The sequence below is a fragment of the Nocardia sp. genome (genome assembly GCF_025465275.1).
Lineage (GTDB): Bacteria > Actinomycetota > Actinomycetes > Mycobacteriales > Mycobacteriaceae > Nocardia.
Genome location: NZ_JAODNK010000016.1, coordinates 56,626 through 76,618, shown reverse-complemented (window position 1 = coordinate 76,618; position 19,993 = coordinate 56,626). Strand labels below are relative to the sequence as shown.

The 19,993-nt window shown below is 63.6% G+C and carries 13 protein-coding genes, 1 tRNA gene and 1 pseudogene; 9 read left to right on the top strand and 6 right to left on the bottom strand.

The window, feature by feature from the left end:
• The 4 genes and pseudogenes from JWN03_RS45415 to JWN03_RS04395 all read left to right on the top strand — a co-directional run.
• Positions 1 to 75, top strand: a pseudogene (locus tag JWN03_RS45415) (peroxiredoxin); the annotation flags it as partial.
• 62 nt (positions 76 to 137) lie between these two features.
• Positions 138 to 209, top strand: a tRNA-Val gene (locus tag JWN03_RS04405).
• 501 nt (positions 210 to 710) lie between these two features.
• The gene (locus JWN03_RS04400; protein ID WP_297610051.1) at positions 711 to 1,688 is read left to right on the top strand and encodes a hypothetical protein; all 978 of its coding nucleotides are present in this window, start codon (positions 711 to 713) and stop codon (positions 1,686 to 1,688) included.
• Positions 1,681 to 2,472 (top strand): hypothetical protein, encoded by a 792-nt coding sequence (locus JWN03_RS04395; protein WP_297610048.1) that lies wholly within the window; start codon positions 1,681 to 1,683, stop codon positions 2,470 to 2,472. The genes JWN03_RS04400 and JWN03_RS04395 overlap by 8 nt, the downstream gene beginning before the upstream one ends.
• Positions 2,473 to 2,563: 91 nt before the next feature.
• Here JWN03_RS04395 and JWN03_RS04390 read toward each other — a convergent pair whose 3' ends face one another.
• Positions 2,564 to 4,975 (bottom strand): DEAD/DEAH box helicase, encoded by a 2,412-nt coding sequence (locus JWN03_RS04390; protein ID WP_297610045.1) that lies wholly within the window; start codon positions 4,973 to 4,975, stop codon positions 2,564 to 2,566.
• A 231-nt stretch (positions 4,976 to 5,206) separates the two neighbouring features.
• Between JWN03_RS04390 and JWN03_RS04385 the strand changes: the two genes are divergently transcribed.
• Together JWN03_RS04385 and JWN03_RS04380 are read left to right on the top strand one after the other, a co-directional pair.
• Positions 5,207 to 6,406 (top strand): hypothetical protein, encoded by a 1,200-nt coding sequence (locus JWN03_RS04385; RefSeq protein ID WP_297610042.1) that lies wholly within the window; start codon positions 5,207 to 5,209, stop codon positions 6,404 to 6,406.
• Between the two features lie 9 nt (positions 6,407 to 6,415).
• Entirely contained in the window at positions 6,416 to 6,727 is a 312-nt protein-coding gene (locus JWN03_RS04380) for a hypothetical protein (RefSeq protein ID WP_297610039.1), read from the top strand.
• Between the two features lie 156 nt (positions 6,728 to 6,883).
• On the opposite strand, the gene JWN03_RS04375 is transcribed toward JWN03_RS04380, so the two are convergent.
• The 4 genes from JWN03_RS04375 to JWN03_RS04360 all read right to left on the bottom strand — a co-directional run bounded on the left by JWN03_RS04375 (position 6,884) and on the right by JWN03_RS04360 (position 15,186).
• Positions 6,884 to 7,234, bottom strand: a complete 351-nt coding sequence (locus JWN03_RS04375; RefSeq protein WP_297610036.1) for a hypothetical protein — start codon at positions 7,232 to 7,234, stop codon at positions 6,884 to 6,886.
• A gap of 486 nt (positions 7,235 to 7,720) precedes the next feature.
• Entirely contained in the window at positions 7,721 to 8,170 is a 450-nt protein-coding gene (locus JWN03_RS04370; RefSeq protein ID WP_297610033.1) for a DUF4231 domain-containing protein, read from the bottom strand.
• Between the two features lie 20 nt (positions 8,171 to 8,190).
• Positions 8,191 to 12,621 carry a CHAT domain-containing protein gene (locus JWN03_RS04365; RefSeq protein WP_297610029.1) on the bottom strand — a complete coding sequence of 1,477 codons (4,431 nt, stop codon included), beginning with the start codon at positions 12,619 to 12,621 and terminating at the stop codon, positions 8,191 to 8,193.
• A gap of 270 nt (positions 12,622 to 12,891) precedes the next feature.
• The gene (locus tag JWN03_RS04360; protein ID WP_297610025.1) at positions 12,892 to 15,186 is read right to left on the bottom strand and encodes a tetratricopeptide repeat protein; all 2,295 of its coding nucleotides are present in this window, start codon (positions 15,184 to 15,186) and stop codon (positions 12,892 to 12,894) included.
• Positions 15,187 to 15,421: 235 nt separating this feature from the next.
• Here JWN03_RS04360 and JWN03_RS04355 point away from each other — a divergent pair, with 235 nt between their 5' ends.
• Positions 15,422 to 16,165 carry a hypothetical protein gene (locus tag JWN03_RS04355; RefSeq protein ID WP_297610022.1) on the top strand — a complete coding sequence of 248 codons (744 nt, stop codon included), beginning with the start codon at positions 15,422 to 15,424 and terminating at the stop codon, positions 16,163 to 16,165.
• On the opposite strand, the gene JWN03_RS04350 is transcribed toward JWN03_RS04355, so the two are convergent.
• A complete protein-coding gene (locus JWN03_RS04350; RefSeq protein WP_297610018.1) occupies positions 16,156 to 17,220 on the bottom strand; it encodes an SEFIR domain-containing protein in 1,065 nt (354 codons plus the stop codon). The genes JWN03_RS04355 and JWN03_RS04350 overlap by 10 nt on opposite strands.
• A gap of 519 nt (positions 17,221 to 17,739) precedes the next feature.
• On the opposite strand from JWN03_RS04350, the gene JWN03_RS04345 reads away from it, so the two are divergent.
• Complete coding sequence (locus JWN03_RS04345; RefSeq protein ID WP_297610015.1) at positions 17,740 to 18,699, top strand: hypothetical protein; 960 nt, start codon at positions 17,740 to 17,742, stop codon at positions 18,697 to 18,699.
• On the top strand, positions 18,696 to 19,976 hold the full coding sequence (locus tag JWN03_RS04340) for a hypothetical protein (RefSeq protein WP_297610012.1): 1,281 nt from the start codon (positions 18,696 to 18,698) through the stop codon (positions 19,974 to 19,976). The genes JWN03_RS04345 and JWN03_RS04340 overlap by 4 nt, the downstream gene beginning before the upstream one ends.
• Positions 19,977 to 19,993: the final 17 nt, after the last annotated feature.

Here is a 19,993-nt window from a genome sequence, read left to right as displayed (position 1 = left end):
TCCGAAATGAACGGCCCCGGAGAAGCCCGTGACCAGCAGGCTTGGGAGAAAGCCTTGGCCGCGCTAGATTCATAACCCGTTGCCCCGGACTCCGGTCCGCACGCAACAACCGGATCCCGGCCTCCCGCCGGCATCTCGGGCGTATAGCTCAGCGGTAGAGCACTGGTTTTACACACCAGCGGTCGGGGGTTCGATCCCCTCTGCGCCCACCCAGAGAGAAATTGCAGTTCAGAGGGATTCGCCCTCCTTCTGCTCTGTTGCATGAATTATGATTCGGCCCCCAAGCTGCGGTAATTGCGCTGCTGGCGGTTCGAACCCCGCAGGGTCCTTGCGGTTGAAGTCAACTGATGTGATCAGTGCGACCAGAGTGATCGGTCCGGGGTTGTTGCTCCTGCCGGTGCTCTGGCTGCTCGGGTTGGCAAGCCACGCCGGTTGGGCCGTCGTTGACGGCGCGGGTGTCGTCGGTCTTCTCCTTGGCAATGTTGATGATTGCCCGACTGAGCTTCCGCAAGTCGGGAGGGTCCCTGAGTTCGCTCGTGACGACGATGTGGTGTTCGCGTCTGGGCATGTCCACCTCTAAATGGCGCTGGTCCGAGGTAGTTTCTTGCGGCAGTACCCTCCTGTTGAATTCTTGTCAAACAAGCATAAAGGGTAGGCTCTTGTAAGCTTGTTTGACATTGTTCTACTAGAAAGATAAGGAGGTGGCCGTAGTGGAGCGCGATGTGCTTGCGCGGCTACTGCCATTGCTGCGGCGAGCGGGAGTGACGGTCGTGGCGGGAACGCGGAAGGACCTGGTGCTGAGAGTACCGGGGGACGCGCCTGCCACCCGCGTAGATATGAAGGTGGTGCGGCAGCGGCTCTCGCCGAGTATGACAAACCGCAGGACTGACGACACCCGGATGCTGTATGTAGCGCCGTCGGCTGCGCCTGACGTTATTGCTGCTGCCGTCGCCGGAGGTTTTGATCTGGTCACGGACAATCCCGAACTGGTGATCGTCGGCGGGGAGGTCCTGCTGCAGTCGGAAGAACCGAGACGTCGTCCCGGCAGCGGCAGGCCGGCCTGGAGTCGAAATGCGGTCGTGCGTGTGCTGGCCTTGGCTTCCCGACCACTGCAACAATCCGAACTCGCGACGACAATCGGTGTCAGCCAACAAGCCGTTTCTCTTGCCCTGAGCAGGCTTTCATCCACCGTGACTCGTGACGAGCACGGCTGGGTCGCTCTCGATGGTGCACTCGAGTCTTGGGTTCGTGACTATTCGGGCCCAGGTGGGACTATCAGTTCCTGGTATGGGCTGGACGATCCCGCAGCGCAAGCAAGTACCGCTTTGCAGTTACTGGACGAGTTGGGGTTGAACGCTGTTGTGTCCGGTGATCTAGCCGCAGACACCTACGCGCCCTGGCAGTTGCCCGCCACCGTACACATGTACCTGCCCGAGATCATTGATTTCACCGTCGTCGGGTTCTCGCCGGCCGAGCCGAGAGACGCGACGATGACCATTGTCGTTCCCGAAGATCCCACGGTCGCTCACGTTGCTGCCGAGTTCGGCGCCCACTATAGCGGGCGGCACTTTCTCGCGGATGCCGCAATCACTTTGTGGGACTTGCTCAATACCAGCACCGCACCCACTGCGGGGGAAGCGGCTGAACGGTTGCGGGAGGGGATCCGCAATGGAGGGCTCGGTGCCTGACCATCGTCGTGCACAGCTGCATATCGTCTCTACATCAAACGCGGCCGATCGAGGTTTCCTGGCCCTAGCTGACCTCGCGGCCGCTGCCGAGGATCTTCCCGGGGCCAGTTATCGAGTCATCGGTGGACACATGGTGCAGATCCTCCAGCACATCTACCCGTTGGAGGGGTGGAGGTTGCGTGGTACAGCCGATGCCGACGCCGGTATGGACAAAGAGGCTCTCGTTGCCGCGGAACGACAGTTACACCAACAGATGCTCATCCTCGGCTATGAACTCGAATCGGGCAACCGCTACACCCGGGTCAGTGACAACGGCCGGCTCGATGTGGATATCCTTGTCGCGACTTACGGCAACGCAGGCCAGAGCGAGGTTGCCGGCCGTGCATTCGACTCAGCGCCCGGCCTGCATCTGGCTGTGGCCGGTGACGCGGTCATAGCAAACGCCCGCGTGAATCTGTTCGCAGGCGGAACCGTCGAATTCACTGTTCCTGTACCGGATGTCGAAGCGGCTGTGGTCCTCAAAGCTCTCGCATGGCGAAAACGGCTCGCCGACAAGGACGTTATCGATCTGGCCACGTTGTTCGAAATCGTACATCAGCATCGCACCGAGATCCGGACCTGGCGGCTGGCCGACACCACGCTCATCGGTGCGCGCAGAGACGCAGTCGCCGCGCTCGCCATGCTGGTCTCGAATATCGATCAAGGCAAATGGCGGAGCGCGTTCACCGGCTCCGCGAACTCCGCCAGATTCACCGCCATCATTCGTCGTAACGTCGGAATCTGAGCTCACATTGGTGACGAGGACGCTGAACGCCTCGCGCTGGTCGCGATCGACCATGTGAACGTCGCCGCAGCGTTCCGGGATGTATGTCAGTTCAACTTTCGAGTTTGCGTGGGTCCGGGAACCCGAGTTCGGTGTATCCGGGTGCGCGTTTGCGTAGTGAGGAGGCGATCACGGGGGTGAGGACGTCGTGGTAGTCGTGAACGGTCGCGGTGCTCTTGCCCGGGTGGGCGCGGGTTATGCGTCCGGCGTACTGCACGAGGCGGCCTTTGAATGAGACGGGCGCGGCGAGGAACAGGGTGTCGAGGGCAGGGCAGTCGAAGCCTTCACCGATGTAGGAGCCGGTGCCAACGAGCAGCAGAGGAGAACCGCTGGCGGCACGTACTGCGATCGATTCGATGACCGTGTGGCGTTCACGGGCTTTCATGCCGCCGCGGAGGACCATGATGTCGTCGCAGCCCGCAGCAGTGAGATGTCTGGTGAGGGCGTCGACGTGGTCGACCCACGTGGTGAGGACCAGAATGTTGGCGCCCGCTCGATGGGCGTCGAGGACATCGTTGACTATCTGTTTCAGACGGTCTTCGTCGGCGACGAGTGCGCGATAGATCTCGGCGATTCCACCGGGCTGGCTGGGATCGGCCTCGCCGTCGTAGGCGAATCGGGTGGGGTGTACGTGGAGCGCGCGGTGTGGTGCGGGTGTGTCGCCGCCGGGTGGCAGGTGGCCCGCTGCGGGTGCGTCGATGGTGTGGGTGCGTGAGCCGAGTTGGTGGTAGATGAGGTCGTCGAGTTGGTCTCGCCGATATGGGGCGGTGAGACCAAGCCAGTATCGGGCGGGGATCTGGTTGAGGACGTCAGTGAAGGCGGAGGCGGCGATGTGGTGGCATTCGTCGACCACGACGAAGCCGTAGTTGCCGGTGAGTTCGTCGACGTTGGCGCGGCGGGCGAGGGTGGGCAGCAGCGCGACATCGACTACCCCTGTGGTTTTGGATCGGCCGCCGCCGATCTGGCCGCACTTGATGCCGAGGTTCTCGAGGATCCGGGCCCGCCATTGGTCGGCGAGGGCTTTGCGGTCGACGAGGATCAATGCCGACCTGGCTCGGGAAGCGATTGCGGCGCAGGCGATCACAGTTTTTCCGGTGCCGGGAGGTGCGATCAGTACGCAAGTGTCCTCGGCTTCGATGGTGCGCAAAGCGGTTTGCTGTTCGGCCCGCAGTTCGCTCGAGCAGGTGAATGTCTGCTCGCTGCCGCCTACTCGGTTGTCATCGATACTCAGTGTGCTGTCGGCGGATTCGACAAGGGTGGTGAGCAGGGGCTGTAGTCCTCGGGGCAGGATCAGATCGCCTTCAAGGGTCTCGTCGTAGCTGTGCAGGAATCGCGGTGTGTCCCAGGTGCTTCGGCGTGCCCGCTGACGAGCGTAGAACTCCGGGTTCGGGATGGAGGCGGCGTGCTTGACCGCCGAGATCATGGCCGGGCCGAGATCGGTAGTGCTCAGCTGGAGTCGGGCCGTGAGTGTCGCCCGGATGATCGGTGCGGGGCGCGGCACGATTTTCGACGAGGTTGGCAGCTGAAGTCGGCGGACTTCGTGGCCGACCTTCGGCTCGCCGAGCGTAGTGGCCAGTGCGTCGGTCTGCTTCGATGACAGCCGGGGGATGCTCGACAGATATGCCCACTGGTCGTCGAATGGTTCGAGGGTGGCCGGATCGAGGAACATGGTGGTTCCGTGTCGGCGCCGCGTACCGTTCAGGGGTGCGGCGATGAGGTTTCCCATGCCGCGGCCGGTGTGGGTGTCCTGCGACGGGAACAGTCGATCGTAGCTGGACAGATTCATGCTGCCGCGCAGTCGGATTGCTTCGGCGAGCAGGCCGGTGGCGATCCGTCGTGCCGTGGCGGCTGGTGTGGCGTGGGCGAAGAAGATCCACACATGCGCACCACGCCCGGACTGGGACACCTCGAGCGCTGCTGGAATGTCTTTGGCGCGAGCGGCTTTCAAATATGCCAACGCATCGAGCATGGCAGCGCCTTTGTCGAAGTCCGCTGCCACCCACCAGCAGGTGTCGTTGTCGGTCAGTGGATACAGGCCGATGTGGTGCCCGCCGCGCAGGTGGCCGGCGATGACATCGTCGGTGAGCGGCAGATGGGGTGCCTCGGACCGGGACATGCCTTTGCTCCATCGGCCTCGGATAGCGGGCATCCAGCCGGAGCGGCCGTCACGGCGGTTTTCCCAACGGACCGCGTAGACGTCGTCGCGGCAGCGGAAGAGGTCGAGATAGAACCGGACTTTGGCGTCCGGTGCGGACCGCATGTCGACCGGTGTCTCCACCGCCGTTTGATCCGGATCGGCGGCACGAGCCTGTTGTTCGGTCAGATCGAGCAATCGCCGCAGACGAGCGGTCTCCGCGCGCAGGGTTTCGAGCTCGCCGGGATAGCGTTCCACGAGCAACCAGTGTGCCGTGTCCTTGCGCCGCTCGTCGATGGTGCAAGCGGAACGTGGTGCACGCGTGCTCATGGGACGTCGAAACCCGCATGTGGCAACGCCGCAGTGATGTCTCATCCGATCCCAGGGTCGGAACCGCGTTGTTTCCCCACGCGTGTTCCACAGGAGACACCGCTGGTCTGTCGAGGGTGCTTGTCAGCGGAATCGTGTGCTGGCGTGGGGTTTTCGGCCTGTTGATCGCCGGTCGTCGGTAGGGTGTGGAGGCGTCAATGCCGTAACTCGAGGGTCGGGGGGAGCACTCTGGTGGTGATCGAGAATTCCGGGTCGGCTGCGGCCGGAGCGCTCGAGGGTCTGATTGCTCGTGCTGGTGAACTCAAGGCGGAACTGGTGGCGTTCGTGCAGAGTTCGCGTTTTGACAGGCAGTTGACCGCCAGGCTGGCGGACGCCGCCGACGACCACGGCTATCTGGACGAGGGTCTGGCAATTCTGACCATTGATCATTTCGCGTTGCAGCATCGGTTGCCTGACGGTCGCACCGTTGTCGAACGGTTTGTCACGCAACATCGGCCGTCGCTGACCGACGGTGAGCGGGAGATGGTGTTGGGGTGGCGCGGCGTTGTCGAAGGGTGTTTCGAGGTGCGGAGCATCGACGGTGGTGCGGTCGTGCTGCTCAATCTCATCGATGATCTGGTCTATCGGGTCTATTCGAATATGGGGGTCGCGCCGTTTGCGCGACTGCGGAACGGCATGTTCGTTATCGGCAGGATTGTGCCGCTGCTCGCTGACGAGTGGCTGGTCACCGGAAACTTCGCGCTCCTCCCCAAATCCGCGGCGAGTCAGGTCGCGCAGAGTGCTCTGACCACGCTGACCGCGCATCCAGAGTTGTTGCGCCGCAACCCTGACCTGTTTCGCCGCGCTTGGGAGATGCAGGCCGAGGATCGCGCCGACTTCATCGACCTGTTCGGTGCCGACCTGGTGGTATTACCCGTGGTCGAGGTCCGCGACAAGCTCGGTGAGCATTACCGGCGTCGCCAGCGCAAGGCGCTCGACAGTCTCGACGACAAGGCGGCCACGCGCGCCGCCGCGGCCGGACCGACTCCCGACGTGCTTGCCGATATGCCCGAGAGTCTGCGGGAGGCCGAGACTGTCGGCGTGATCTACGACGAAGTCGAAGGGCTCAACTTCTACAGTGACTTCGGTCGGTTGGAGGCCCTGTTCGCAGACCCGGTGTTAGTCGGCGATCGAACGTACCTCTCGGTGTTGCGCGGTTATCTGCGAGACGATTCTGTTTCCGCGCTTCCGATCCGTCGTTTGGCCGAGCGTCATCACAATGGGGTCGATCCGGTGTTCCGCAAGTTGCTGGGCAAGCCCGGGTTCTGTTGGGAGCGAGACGGAGAGGATCTGCTGCGTTGTCGCAAGAAGGAGTTCATCGATCGCGCACCGAGCCCCAGTATCTCCGTGCTCGGTGCGCGTCTGGCCGAACTTCTGCGCGGCGGCCGATAGGACCATGCGATGGGCAGGCTCACAAAAGCGAAGTTGGCGGCCATGATCGAAGAAGCCACTGTGGACGCCTATGGCGACGAAGAACAGCTGGTCGGCCTCCACACCATGATCGCCGACAACCTGGAAACCCCTTTCGAGACAGAGGTCTTCGGGCTGAGGGTCACCGTCCGCTCGATCGACTTGCGACCCGGCAGCGGGATTGTCGCCATATGCACCCATGGCCGGTTCCGTCAGGCGATAGGCATTCTCGATCTTCCCTTGCCCTCACCCGCTCCGACGGGTGCCGAATGGATTGAGGCGTACCGGCACTGGGCGCCCTGAACTGCGTGGGTTCGAAGCGCAGTGAACCATCGAGTTGCGGAACAGTTGGCTGCGCTACAGGCAGGACGATGTGCGCCCGCGTGGGTCTGCACGCGACCGGGAAGGGTTCAGACGTCGGAGCGTGGGCGGCCGGCTGGCCGCATGAGGGTTCCTCGCTTATTGAGGGCGCGGTTGATGCTGCTGGCGGGGGAATCCGGTCAGTTTGGCGCAGACGGTGAGGGAGTGCCCGGCCAGGTAGAGGTGTTCGGCATGGTCGATGTCTGTGTCGGTCATCGACTGGTAGCGCCGCGGGATCCGGTGTTTGGTGAGCAGTTCAAGGATCGCGCTCTTGGAGGCGCGGTAGTGGCGGGCGAGTTCGGCGGTGGAGGCGCCCTCGCGGTATGCCTGGATCAGCTCGTTCTTCTCGGTGCGTGAGAGGCGGCGATCGAGCCGTTGAGGCCTACGGGTCGTGGTCGGCGTACGTTTGGAAGGAGGGCGTCGGCGATGGACCGCTGGGATGTCCTGCACCTGAGATTTCGCTAGGGCTGCTTCGAATTTCTGCAGGTCAGAGCGGTCCGAATAACGTTCTGCTAGGTCCACTGCACCAAAGCTGCAGGTCAGGGCCCTGTGGATTTGATAGGTCGAGTTGCTTATTGGAACCATGCGTTGTGGGAGGTTCAAATCCCGGGGTGGCACCTACAGCATCCACAACGCACAAGTCGTGAGCTGCAGATTTCCGCAGATATCGGGGTAGTTCGGCGCTACAGGCGTCCAGAGCACAGTGGGCTGTGAGAGCTGAAGCTCAGTACCGTGTCCATGCTCGCACCGAGCTGGAAAGATCCGCGCCGGAGCAGAAGCTGCGTCCGGCGCCCGCGACGATCACCGCCGATAGGTCACGGTCGGTCGTAAGTTGGGTAGAGGTTCGTCGAGACGGTTGCCCGGGACTTCGGCGCAGGTGGGTTCCCGAACTACCGTCCTGCTCACCCTCTTCGTCGTAGCAGCCAGCGATCAAGGCTATGGCCCGGCAGTGTTCGAGCGGTTTGGTTTGGCTATTTTCAGCCAGGCTCCCATTTCGCGCTGCTCGATTTCGGATATGGCTGATGTCAGGAGTTGGGCGCGGGTGGTGGGGGTGTCGTAGGGCGGGGCCGCGGTGTGGAAGCGGCGGCGTTCGGCTTCTACGGCTTCTCGGGCCTGGCTGAATCTCAGGTAGTCCTCGTGCCAGTGGAATGCTGCGCGCAGGCCAGTTGTGACTACTACAAATGCGCCCAATACTGCTGGTGTCGTGGTGTTTTCATGGGCGATCGCCGCTGAGACCGGGATGGCGGCACCGGCGGTCAGCTGGATCATCTCCGTGATTCGATGGTATCGCCTGGCTTTGATCGCTGCGCGCCGGTACCAACTGTAAGAACTGTCGGCAACTTCCTTGGCGTACAACTGATCCGGTGCGTCATCGCTCCTGCTCATTTGTGGTCACCCAACTCGGTTCAAACGCCGTGATGCAGGTGTGCTGCCCAGCGGCTGGGTGAGGACGGGTGTCGATCGCGTTCCAGGCGAACTGCTCTGTTGAGGGCCAATGCGGAGAGCTCCGTTCTGGACGGACTGCGGCCATTGTCGGTGAGCTGGCGATAGAAGTCGACGGCAATGTTCTCCGCGGCGCGATCATTGATGGGCCATAGTGTTCCGATGACGTGTCGATACCCGGCGAGGTGAATGGTCGCGGTGAGGTGGATCGCCTCGTCCGCGAGTAGCGGAGTCGTGCGGGTGGTGCTGCAGGCCGAAAGATAGGCCAGCTCTGCGTTTTTCAGGTGCAGTCGGATGAGAGTGCCGACGGTGAAGGGCTGGGTTTCGTGGTCGTGTAGTAGTAGTCGGCTGTGGCTCGGTTCGGCTGGGTCGTCCACCGCATGGCAAGCGAAATGAGCGATCGAGTGCTCGGGGAGGGCTGCGCTGACCGATGATTTGGTCGCTGCGCTGCCCTGCAGTATTTGCGGGTCTGTCAGCAAGGCGGCGATTTCCGCCACTTCATCGCTCACCCGGTGCAATTCTTTTGCGCCCGTTGTATGCGGCATCGAGATGAGCACCGCGGAGTTCTGGGGTGCGATCGTGCGGTCCCGGTTGTGGCCGAGGGTGCGGAGGGTTGTGGTGAATGAGGACACTGTCCGATCCAGCACTGTGCGCGCGCCCGGTACGCGGTGATACCCAGCGGCCTGAATCGGCAGGAACGCCAGATCCCCTACCGGGCACCACCAGACGCGGGGGAGTTCATCGGTCGGCTCGGTGATGCTCAGCGCCTTCAGGACCGGTCCCGCGATAGCGTCCCACAACCATTCGAGCAGTTCGTGTAGTTGTTTCTCGGCGAGGGTCCGTGTGGCGAGGCTGCGGTGCTCACCATTCACGATGTCGTCCAAGCGTTTCAACTGTTCGATGCGGGCGGGCGCGGTGAGTTGCGGCAGTGGCACAGCGCGGATCGGCTCGTTCGGATCGGCGGGCACGATCAATGCGTGTCCACCGGCCGGCGGAAGGTAAGCGAAGAGCATGACGATGGGACCATCAAGCGCGTGGTGACGGAGTGCGTCGATATCGGGCGGAAGTAGAAATCGGTCGAAACCGGGCAGTGTGCGAACCTGTTCGAGTAAGGACACCCACCGCTCGGTGAGTGCGCGGCGGCGATCGCCTCGCTGGTTGGCTGCTGCCAGATCGGCCTGATCTGGTGCGGATAAGCCGTGCGGTGTGGCGTCCTCGAGCAGGATGAGCTGATTTCGCAGGTCGGCGAGTTCTGCGGCCAATGCCGGTGCGGTCGCTGACAATTCGGTCAGTTCGTGACGGTCGTCCATCGCCTCGCCGAGCAGGATTCCGCGACATTGTTCCAGCAGTTCGACCGCCCGCTGCGGCAAGTTCATCGTGACCGCCGCCGCTGCCGCTGCCGCCGCGTGTCCGGACTGCTGCCCGAGTAGGTATTCGCGATCTGATCGCACGAGTGCCCTTGTCGCCACGCGCGGCAGCAGCTCGACAACCAGTTCCATTGCCGCCAAGGCTTTCGCGCGGTTCCCGGCGGAAGCTTCGGCGAATTCGAGCAGACGCGCTGCGGCAATCCGCTGGGAGATCGGGGCGACGGCCGACGCCGACGCCAGGCGCAGAGCACTGAGTGCCTCTGGGAGCAGCCTGCGATCCTGGGTGAGCATCAGCCGCTGCGCCAGCTCTGTACCCAGCAACCCTTGGTAGCGAACCCAGTTCGCGTGATCTCGCGGAGTCAGAGAGATAGCTTGGCGGCGCAGCTGCAGGCATTCGTGGCCGATCGAAGTGTCGAATGTCGCGTAGAACTGGTGGCGTAGGTGGTTGGCGAGTATCGAGAGCACATAGGCCTGCCTCAACGGGGCGGCATCGACGTTCGAGGCCGCAACTTCGCGGCAGAGTCGGATCGCCTCTTCGAGTGCGGCGCTGTCGTTGTCGAGTTGGAATGATCGCGAGAGGCTGTTGGAGAGGTTGATCTGCAGTTTGAGCAGGTCGGGGTGCTCCGAGGGGCACGCCGCAACGGCGGCACGGTGAACCGCGATGGACTCGGTCAGATGCGCTCGATCATTGGAGCGGTCGTAGAGCAGAAGCAGGTTGTTTCCGAGACTGTTCAATAGTCCGTAGTAGCCGTGGACGTCGGCTGGTGCTGCTGCTGCGGCATCGCGGGCAACCTGCACCGCTTCTTCGGCCAGGGAGCGATCTCCGTTGGCACGGTGCGAGTCGCCGAGGATCTGGTCGAAGGGGGCGAGTACACCGGCATGCATGAGGCCGTCCCGGTCCGATGTTCGTGTGGCTGTTCGCCCCAGGTGCATGGCATCTTGCCGCGCTACTTGGTCACCCGTGCGTTCGGCAAGCTTCGAAAGCGCGGTGGCGACGATCGAGAGATAGGTTGCGCGGTCCGGGGTTTCCTCAGGCAACGTGGCCAGCTCGTGTCGGCCGATACGAACTGCCTCCCGCAAGTCATCGAGGTCGTCCGTTGTGTCATACAAGGTCACCAGGGCGAAAACATGATTGAGCAGTGCTACCGGTCGGTCCGGATCCTCGCTCGGGAAAACCGTGACGGCTTCGCGGGTGACCCGGACGGCGTCTTCGAGCATCCGCCGGTCCCCGATGTGGTGTCCTGTGACCATCAGCAGCATGCCGAGCCCGGTTGTCACCGTGGCTCTGTCCGAAGGGCTCAACGAGTCCGTGGCGAGAATCTGCCGAGCCCATCGCGCTTTATCTTGCACCGCAACAAGATCCGGCTCCGAATCTATGGCGTAGGACATGGCTGTCGTCACGAGAGTAGCAATCGGGTTCACCACGTCGCGGTCGAGCTCATCGAGCGTTCGCCGGAGTTCGCGGTACACATTGATATCGGCAGTCTCGGCGAGCAGTCGCTTCAGCAAGTTGACGTAGGTCACGCGATAGTCCTGCAATTCCGCCGACTCTGCTGTGTGCGAGATGATTTCGCGCCAGACCCGCACCGCCTCCTGCAGTACGGCCAGCTCTGTGGTCGCTTCAGAGTGCTGTTGCAGCGCCAGTCCGAGGTTCAGCAGCAGATCCGATGAAGCCCCTGGGTCGCCCGCAGTGCAAGCCTCGCGGCCAAGTCGCACGGGGTCCTCGACAACTAACGGTTCGCGGCTCTGTTCGAACAGGAATTGGAGCAGAGCGCTCAGGATCCGGAGTTGTTCGGCTCGGCGGGGGTCGTCAACGCTGAGGCTTTCCAGTAGCAGGCGGCCCGCATGCACCGCCCTGCGCAGCGCCGTCTCGTCCGCGGCGTTGTCTACCAGGGTCCGCAGACCGTGACTCATCGCGAGCAGGTCCGCGACCGTGGGCACGCTGGATGGGAACGCCGTGACGGTCGCTCGGGCGGCCCTGTCCAGCTGGGCCTTCGACACATGGCCGTGTCTCGAATCGAGTAGTGCCATCGACCCGAACAGCCTGTCGAGCATCAGCGCTCGGCAGAACTCTTCCGCTGTCTCTGCTGCGCCCAGTCCAGCCCGGCTGACCTGCACTATTTCGATATACAGGGCTAGGTCCCCGGTGCGTTCGGCCAGGACACGCAAGACCTGACACAGCCGGTGCGACACTTCGGCGTGCTCCGAGTGAGTCGGTGGGGTGACTGCCATGATTGCTCGTGCGTCCGAGACGATTTCACCGAGCAGCTCGATGTCCTCGACGATCCGGAAGATCTCTGCGGTCTCGGAATTGCGCGGGTCTGCCATAGTGATCCCGTTCCAGAGCGCAGTCAGCAACTGCGCACGAAAAGGGTTGTCGACAGAGAGTTCTCGCAGGCTGTGGCGAGCGATTCGGACACTCTCCCCGAGCAATGCGGTGTTCTGCGATCGCTCGAACACGCCCAGTAGTGCCCCTGCGAGATCGGCGAGCGCACCCGGCCGGTTTTCGTCATCGGCCGGTATCGCCGCTACGGCCGCGCGCGCGGCATCGGCGATCTCGTTCAGCAGACCAGGTTCCGGTACTCGTTCGCCCAGGGCCGCGAGATCGGTCCACAGCAGGTACAGCATTGCCACGCGGTCTGGATGCTCGGCCGGTGCTGCCGCGATGAGTGCTCGATCGGCCTCCACCAGCTTTCTCAGGTCGGCAACCTCGTCGGTTACTGCGAACCAGGAGGCCAGCACATTTCGACGATTCACCCGTGAGTCCACCTGCACCGGATGGGTTTCCGGCACCGCCGCGGCGGCGACTACCGCGTCCTGGCCGGTCGACAAAGCTTCGCGTAACCAGTCGATCGCGCCGGTGCGCTGGGCCAGGGTGTGCAGCATGAGACTCAGATCATGCAGATAGAGGGCCCGATCCGGGTGACCTGCGGGTGCGGCCGCTAGCGCGCCGCGCAGTTCGGCTACTGCGGCGAGCAGCTCCGGGATCTCGTCGGGATCATCACAGGGAGCCAATTTGTCGGCCACGGTTGTTGCCCCTCCGTGCCGGTGACTTCGCACCGGCCACTCCCAAACCAGCATAGTGAGACGGCTGGATTGGGTTGGCGCGTAGTGATGTTCAGCAAATTCCAGCCATTTCCAGCCCGTTGTATCGGCCCCGCCCCGCGCTGGTGTGCTGGAGGAACGCAAGCCGCCCTATCTGTTCCGACGGCTGGTGCACACCTCGGGTACAGCCGGCGGCGGCTGCGGCGGTGTGGCCGGAGGGGCGCTACGCCTCCGCGAGCCGCCGCTGATGGTCTACCGCATCGAAATTTCGTCTAGCCGGGCCGCGATAGTCTCCGTCCGGAGCGTGTCGTGCAACTCCTCGAAGTCGGAGAGTGCCTGCTGCCAATGGTGCTGGGCCAGCGGCCAATCCTGTTGGGTGGCAGCGATTGTGCCCATCCCGTCGTGTCCGCGCGCGCGTTCGAGCACGCTCTGCGCGTCGTTTGCGAGATCGGCGGCGTGCTCGAACGCTTCGTACGCCAGGGCTAGTGCGCCGAGCCGCTGATATGCCGTGCCGAGCACGTTGTGCGCCATCGCTTCATCGACATGCAGACCGAATGCTTTGAACATTTCGAGTGCTTCCAGCAGTTTCGGTACCGCATCGAGGTATTCGCCCAGTGCGATCTCGATGAGTGCGGTGTCACGCAACAGGATCGCGGTATTGCGTGGGGTGCCGAACTTGGTCAAGTAGGTCAGTGCCTCGATGCTGTTGCGCAGTGCCTGGTCGTACTCGCCTCGGTGGAAATGGATCCACGCCTGGTGCGCGATGGTGGTGTGCTCGCCGTGCGGGTCGCCGATTCGGGTGAACAGCGCCCGTGCCTTCTCATACATTTGTGCCGCCGCGATGTCGTCGCCCCGGGTGAGGAGTGCCAGCCCCAGATTGTTCCGCGTGACGGCCTCTGCGTACAGGTTGCCTGCCCGCTGGGTGGCTGTCAGTGCGAGTTCGTGTGTGCCGATCCAGAGGTCGACGTCGTTGGCGATGAAGACGAAACCTCGTAGTGCGAAGGCGATTTGCCAGCACTGCTCGTCGAGCCCATGGTCGAACGCCGATCTGGCCGCGCCCGCTATATTGTCGCGATCGGTAGTCAATCCGCGCAGTGCGTCCTGGTAGTCGGCATACCGATAGAGATACCGGCAAGGTGCCGGAGTCATGCCCTCCCGATGCCGGTGGGGGGTCAGTAGCCGGTCTGCCGCATCGACTCGAGTGAGGTAGTGGTCGACGAGCCGGCTGCCGGCCTGGGTGGCCGCCAGTGGCGCGAGACCCGTCTCCGCTCGCTGGTATGCGAAGGCCCGCACGAGATCGTGGAAGGCGTACCTGCCGGGGTTCGGGGCCTCGAGCAGGTTGGCTTCGATCAGCTGGCGCAGCTGGCACCGGACCACATTGTGGTCGATATCGGCCAGCGCGGCAGCGGCCTCCACGTCGAATGCCGGTCCGCAGTGCAGGCCCAGCAGGGCGAAGGTCTGGGTCAACTCCGTGGGCAGTCGCGCGGCGGAATACTCGAAGAGGGACTCGATGCCGCGCTCGCCGTCATGGAATACCCCGAGTTCGACGGGTGCGTCGCCGTCGATGACGGGCAGCGGCCACGACTCACTGCGGAGCACCGCGGCCGCGATCCGGACGGCCACAGGGAGGCCGTGGCATTGTGCTGCAATCGATTCACGTACCGAGTCGGCGGGCGATCGGCCGGGTGGCAGGTCTGCGATGAGTTCGGCGAGCAGCAGCGAGGTTGCCCGCACCGTCAGCGGCGCGATGCGGATTCGCCCGACGTCGTCGAGTGCGTTGAGGTTGCTTCGGCTGGTGATCAGGACCGCGTAGTGACCGTCGGACGGCAGCAGTGGTGCGACCTGAGCGGTATCGAGGGCATTGTCCAAGACCAGTAGCAAGTGCTTGTCGCGTAGCTGTGCGCGCAGTAGTGCGATGCGCTGATCCGCGTGTGCTGGAATGGATTCGATGGGAACGGCGAGCTGCCGCAGCAACTTGTCCGCGGCCTCCGCCGCGGACATGACCGGTTCGGCGGCGTAACCCTGAAGATTGACGAACAAGCAGCCGTCGGCAAACGCGGTCCCCAGGCTGCGCGCCGTGCGTACCGCCAGCGCGGTCTTGCCCACCCCGCCGAGTCCGGAGACGACACAGACGGCAATGCCCTCGCGCTCGCGGGTCAGTAGTGTTCGGATCTGATCCAGCTCGGCCTGTCGTCCATGTAGTACCTCGACATCTCGTGGTAGCTCGGCGGTGGGGACGGGCGTTCGGCGATCTCTGCTCTGCACCGATTCGCTCCGATTCGCGATCTCCACCGAGTCGCGGAGGGCGACAAGGTGTTTCGCATCCATCGGGGCGACCTTCAATTCGATCAGCATCCGGTCGAACACTTCGGCGCTGGGCAGTGTGGTGCCCTTCAGGTAGGCGTAGACGCTGGCGGTGGAGATGCTGAGGCTCTTGGCAAGCCGGGAACGAGCGACCCCTCCGTAGGCTCGCTCGGCGCGGAGAATGGCGGCCTTCAATTCGACGATGAGTTGCTGCTTCAGCGCTTTCGCATCGGGCGCGCCCACGGCCTACCTCCGGTTTGCCGGTCCTGCCGGCACGTTGAGGACTTTTCAGCGTCTTCCAGCCGTGCGGCAATCTCGTTACCGATTGTGGTGCAGTTGGACATTCCGGTCCACTGAGGAAGTGATCATGCACGAGTCGAGTAACAGCCCCCTGCCGCGCCGGCTTGCGACCGACCCGGAGGGCCGAATCCTATTGGAGGAGTGTCCTAGTGAGGCGAGCCACGGCTGTAGTCCGATCATGATCGTCGACGAGGTGCTCGATGCCGTCGAACGCGAGCTCGCCGCGCACTCCAGTGAGCAGGTGGGCAGCCTGCGCGGTCCGCTCGGCTCACCGATGATCACGGCATTCGTACCGCACCCACGGCCCGAGGAGCTCGGCCACGGCCGTCATCAGGTGCCCGTCGCGGAGAACGCGTACGCCGGCCTCGAAATCAAGGGTCTGCTGCATGTGCACCCTGCCGGTGGGCTACCCGACGACGCCACCGTTGACGGCCTGCAACCGGTGACGTGGCGCGGTGGTGTGAGTGCTGTTGTGCTGCGGCAGTATCGGCGACCAGAGCGGCACGAGGTACTGCTGCCGTCGGGGATCATGTCCGTGTATGTATCCGCGGCAAGTGTGGGCGGTCGAGCGAAGATGCACCCAATCCGTGTTCAGGTACTGCCGATCGGCCGCGACATCGGCCGTCTCGCACGATGCTTCGGTGCCAAGGCTGCCCCGCTGTGCACGGTGGATGTCGACGGCACGGTCTTCGTGGCGGCAGACCTCGGACTCGAATCAGGGGATCTGCGGCTGTTGTTCGCGCCGATGTACCCGTTCCAATCGCCGACCGTGCTGGCGAGGACCGGTAGCGGAGTTACCTCGGTGCCGATCACCTGGGATCTCAATGTGCCGGAGCGGCTGCGGCTGGAGCTGGCTCTGTCGGTGCTGATCGGTGACCGGGCAGTCCCTTGGGCCCGCATCGACCGTTCGGTTCACGAGTGAGTGCGGCGGGGCGGCCGCCGGTAGGGCGGCTGCCCAGTGATCACTCGGAGCAGATCGTCCGCGCCCGCGGGCGTGTAGTCGGTGACGAGGTAGTGGTCGGCTACGTTGGGCTGCAGGAAGAGTGGGATCTCGGTGACGGCGCGGCCGGGTAGCACTACGGGAAGTAGTTTGCGCAGCCACACTTCGCGATCATCGTGCAGCAGCTCCCGCAGTAGCGACATCTCGGACTGCATACCGCGATTGTCGAGATTGCCCACGTGCCCACCGGCCACCAGCTTGCACTGCGGCGAGGCGATGACGATGACGAAGTCGGCGGCCTCGATCTGGCGGCTCGCCCACAGGGACCAGTCCCGCCTTTCGTCGAGATCCCATCGATCCATATGGACGTCGAATCCGCAGTCGGTGGCCAGGAAGGCGCTCAATCGAAGGACCGCTTCGCAGTGTTCGCGATCATCGTGGGTGTAGGAGATGAAAACCCTTGGCTCCCGCGGAGTCTGCGGGAGCGGGTCCGGCCCGGCCGCTGGAGTGAGCAGTCCGGCGTAAGCGGTTGACGATTCGAGTCGTAGCGAGACTGTCGCGGACTCGGGTGCGGGCGCGTATTCCCGCGCGAGCTCGGAGTCGGCAGCGAAGTCGAACCGTGCGGTCACCTCGGCTGCGACCTGTGCGCAGCCCGCGGGCACTGTGAGCGTCGTCCAGGATGTGTAGGAGCCGGGCTGTATTCCATCGCCGTTCACGGCGGTGTGCCGCCAGCGGACGCCGGGTCCGCCGAGGCCGAAGAGATGGACGATCGGCTGGCTCGCAGGCAGGTGCACACCGTCGCCGGGCACGAATGCGAGGTAGCGGTCCAGGCCATAGGATCTCGGCTCCTGCGCCGTGGGAACGTGCCGTGGCAGCGCATCGATCACTGTGATCGCGTTCTCGGTCTCGGGAACCGACAGCGTGAAACCGACCTCGAACCATGCCGGGCCTGGTGTTCCGGGTTCGAGGAAGAAGTCGTAATTGATCTTCATCAAATGGGTGTCCAAGCCCGTGAAGTCGGCCGGTCTCGGTGTCACAGGAAAGACCTGCCAGCTCCGCATTTGCAAGGCCCCGAATGCGATTCCGCCTGGCGAGCTTTCGATATGCCTGTTGCTGCCATCGTCGAGAAGTAGCTTCACCTCGACCGATGTTGCCGCATCCGGTGATTGCTCGATCGATGCCATGCTCAGCCTTTCCTCGGGCCTCCGCCTCGGACCACCAGAATAGGGCGGCAGGTTGCTGCCGGGGTGTGCGTTGACCTCCAGCGGATTTCAGCGTTTTCCAGTCCAGGGCCTCGACCGAATCCGTCAGTGTTTTGCTGGGTGAAGCGGGAAGTCGCGCACGGTATTTCGAACGGTAGCCGCCGAGCCAGGCGGGAACAACGTCAGGAATTCCGGACCGGAAATCTCGCGAAGGTCCTGACCAGCTGATTCGGGCCGATTCCGCGCTGATCCATTGGTCTGTGATCGGTGGCTGGATCTAATTGGACCCCAGCGGGATTGGAGCGTCCGGGCGTTGCGAATCGGAGCGACGGCCGGCCTGGCAGAGGAGTGCAAATGTCATTGATCAACTTCAACACTTACGACGGCAGCCCGGCACCACCGTCCAGGCGCCGGCGACCGCGCTGGCCTTTCATGGTCGCCGGACTCGTGGCGGTACTCGTTGTCGCACTGGTGGTTACGCTCCGGGCCGGGGGCGACAAACCACAGCAAACGGCCGCAGCACCGGCGACCGACCCCTCTGCCGATCTCGTGTTCGCGCAGACACGCCAGCAGGGCGCCTGCCTCGACGGCCTGTTCCCGACTCCGGATGGCTGGGCGCAGCACCTCGCCGATGGCATCCGGGATGCGGTCGCGCACTTGGAAGATGGTCAGCCCGACCCGAAAAACATTCCCAATGACGGCAGTGGCAAGCCGAACGAAGGTTTGAAATTGTGGGTGAAGGCCGTGTACACCAATTCACTCTCTACCGACAATCCGCAATATACCGCCCCCGCCGCGGTGACCTCTGTACCGGCGGTCAAGTTGCCTCGACCCAAGACCTCCGGCCCGACGGACCCCGCATATCAGCTCTGGTCCGCGGCGACGGACAAGGTAAGGACAGCCCTGCTCGCTGCCAAAACCGATGCATCGCGTTCCGATACAACGCTGGGCGCCCTGCAGTTCCCCCCACACGATTCAACCTACTCCGGTGTCAGCGGATGCATGACCGGGCTCCTGCGTGACGTGCCGACGGTCGTGGATCCGCACACGAACAAGCCCGCTCTCCGTTCGTTTCTGGTCGCCACGGACTGTAACGAGCCGGTGACCCCGCAACTGGACGGCGACTTCCGCGGCGACACCCTGTACATCATTCAGAGCTGCGTGAGCGGCGACCTCGCGGAGTGCGGACACTACCTTCAGCAGTTCAGCGACCGCATGAGGCAACTGCACGTCGGAACGATCGTCGTGGTTCCCAAGGACCACCAGGACGAGGCGATCTCCGCGTGGGTGAAAACAGGGGGGTGGCAGCCGTGACATGGCTTGTCCTAGCAGTTATTTCGGCGCTCGCTTTCGTGATCGCGGGCGGACTCATAACCGCCCTCCGGGCCTACCTCGAGCGCCGCGCGAGTGAACGAGCGATTGCTGCGGAAGATGCCCGTCTACGAGCCGAGGCGGAGCGCGAACGAGAGCGACTCAGGCGGGATGCCGCCGAGGAGACCTTCCGTGCCGATCCCGTCCCGGCTCTGACGGCCACGCTGGCGCAATATGTTCAGCAAGTACGGATTCCCCGCAATGCGGCAGCCAACGCAGCCGACGCGATTCGAGTGGATCGGTCGCAGCAGTATGTCGACCAGTTGGCGCAACTACCGGAGTCATTGCGTGACTCGGGTACTACTCGCTACGCCGTCCTCGCCGCAGTGCCCCTGTTCGGAGTGGGTTCGCTGGTGGCGGGTGTACTGGATTACATGACATTTCGCGGCGTCAACAATACTGTCTTGCTTCCAGTTCTGCTGTCCGTGCTGACGGTGCTGATCATGACCGTGTCGTCGGTCCTGATCGGACTCGGTATGGGGTGGCACAAGGGGCTGGCGGGTGCGGACTGGACTCGATTCCGCCGCGGTGTGGTCGCCCGAGCCGGCGTCGTTTTCGCAGTCGCGGGACTTATTGCCATGGTGTGGATCGCACCCAAACGCACTGCCACACACGACTCCGAGGAAATCACGGGGTTCGAGAACGAGCGCTCCTACTACGAAACCCTGACACCGCCGACAAACGAAACGACGACAAGGGCGAAGGACGCAGCCGATGCCCTCGCCAGGGCGAAATTGAACATGCGGACCGACGCCGCAGTCGACAGGGTCAGCGTCGGTGGGATCACCTTCCTGGAGATCCCGCTCACCGAAGGCATGCTCTTCGGATCCCAGGTCCTGCTGTGCTTTCGGGCGCGACAGCGCCGCGACGAGGCCATGCGAGAGCATCAACAGACACTCGACGCCATAGAACAGGCCGATGCGAGGATGCGTGCGGACATGCTCGAATTGCTCGCCGCGCACGGTCACGGGATGGAACCGCTCCGACTGGCGTGGATACGGCTCCAAGAAATGAACGTGGTCTGGGACGCAGTCGCACGGCCGCGCGAACTGGATGCGGCGGGCGCGGGCGAACCCGGCTCCGATGGGAAAGGCGCTGGTCCCGTGGCGGAAAACTCCGCTTCGGCACCGACCCCCGATGGGCGTTCACCGGCGCAGATGCTGCTCGACGCAGAGGACGAAATGAGCACCCAACCGCGTGGCTCGGAGGGAAATCCGTGAGCACAAGCACAACAAGC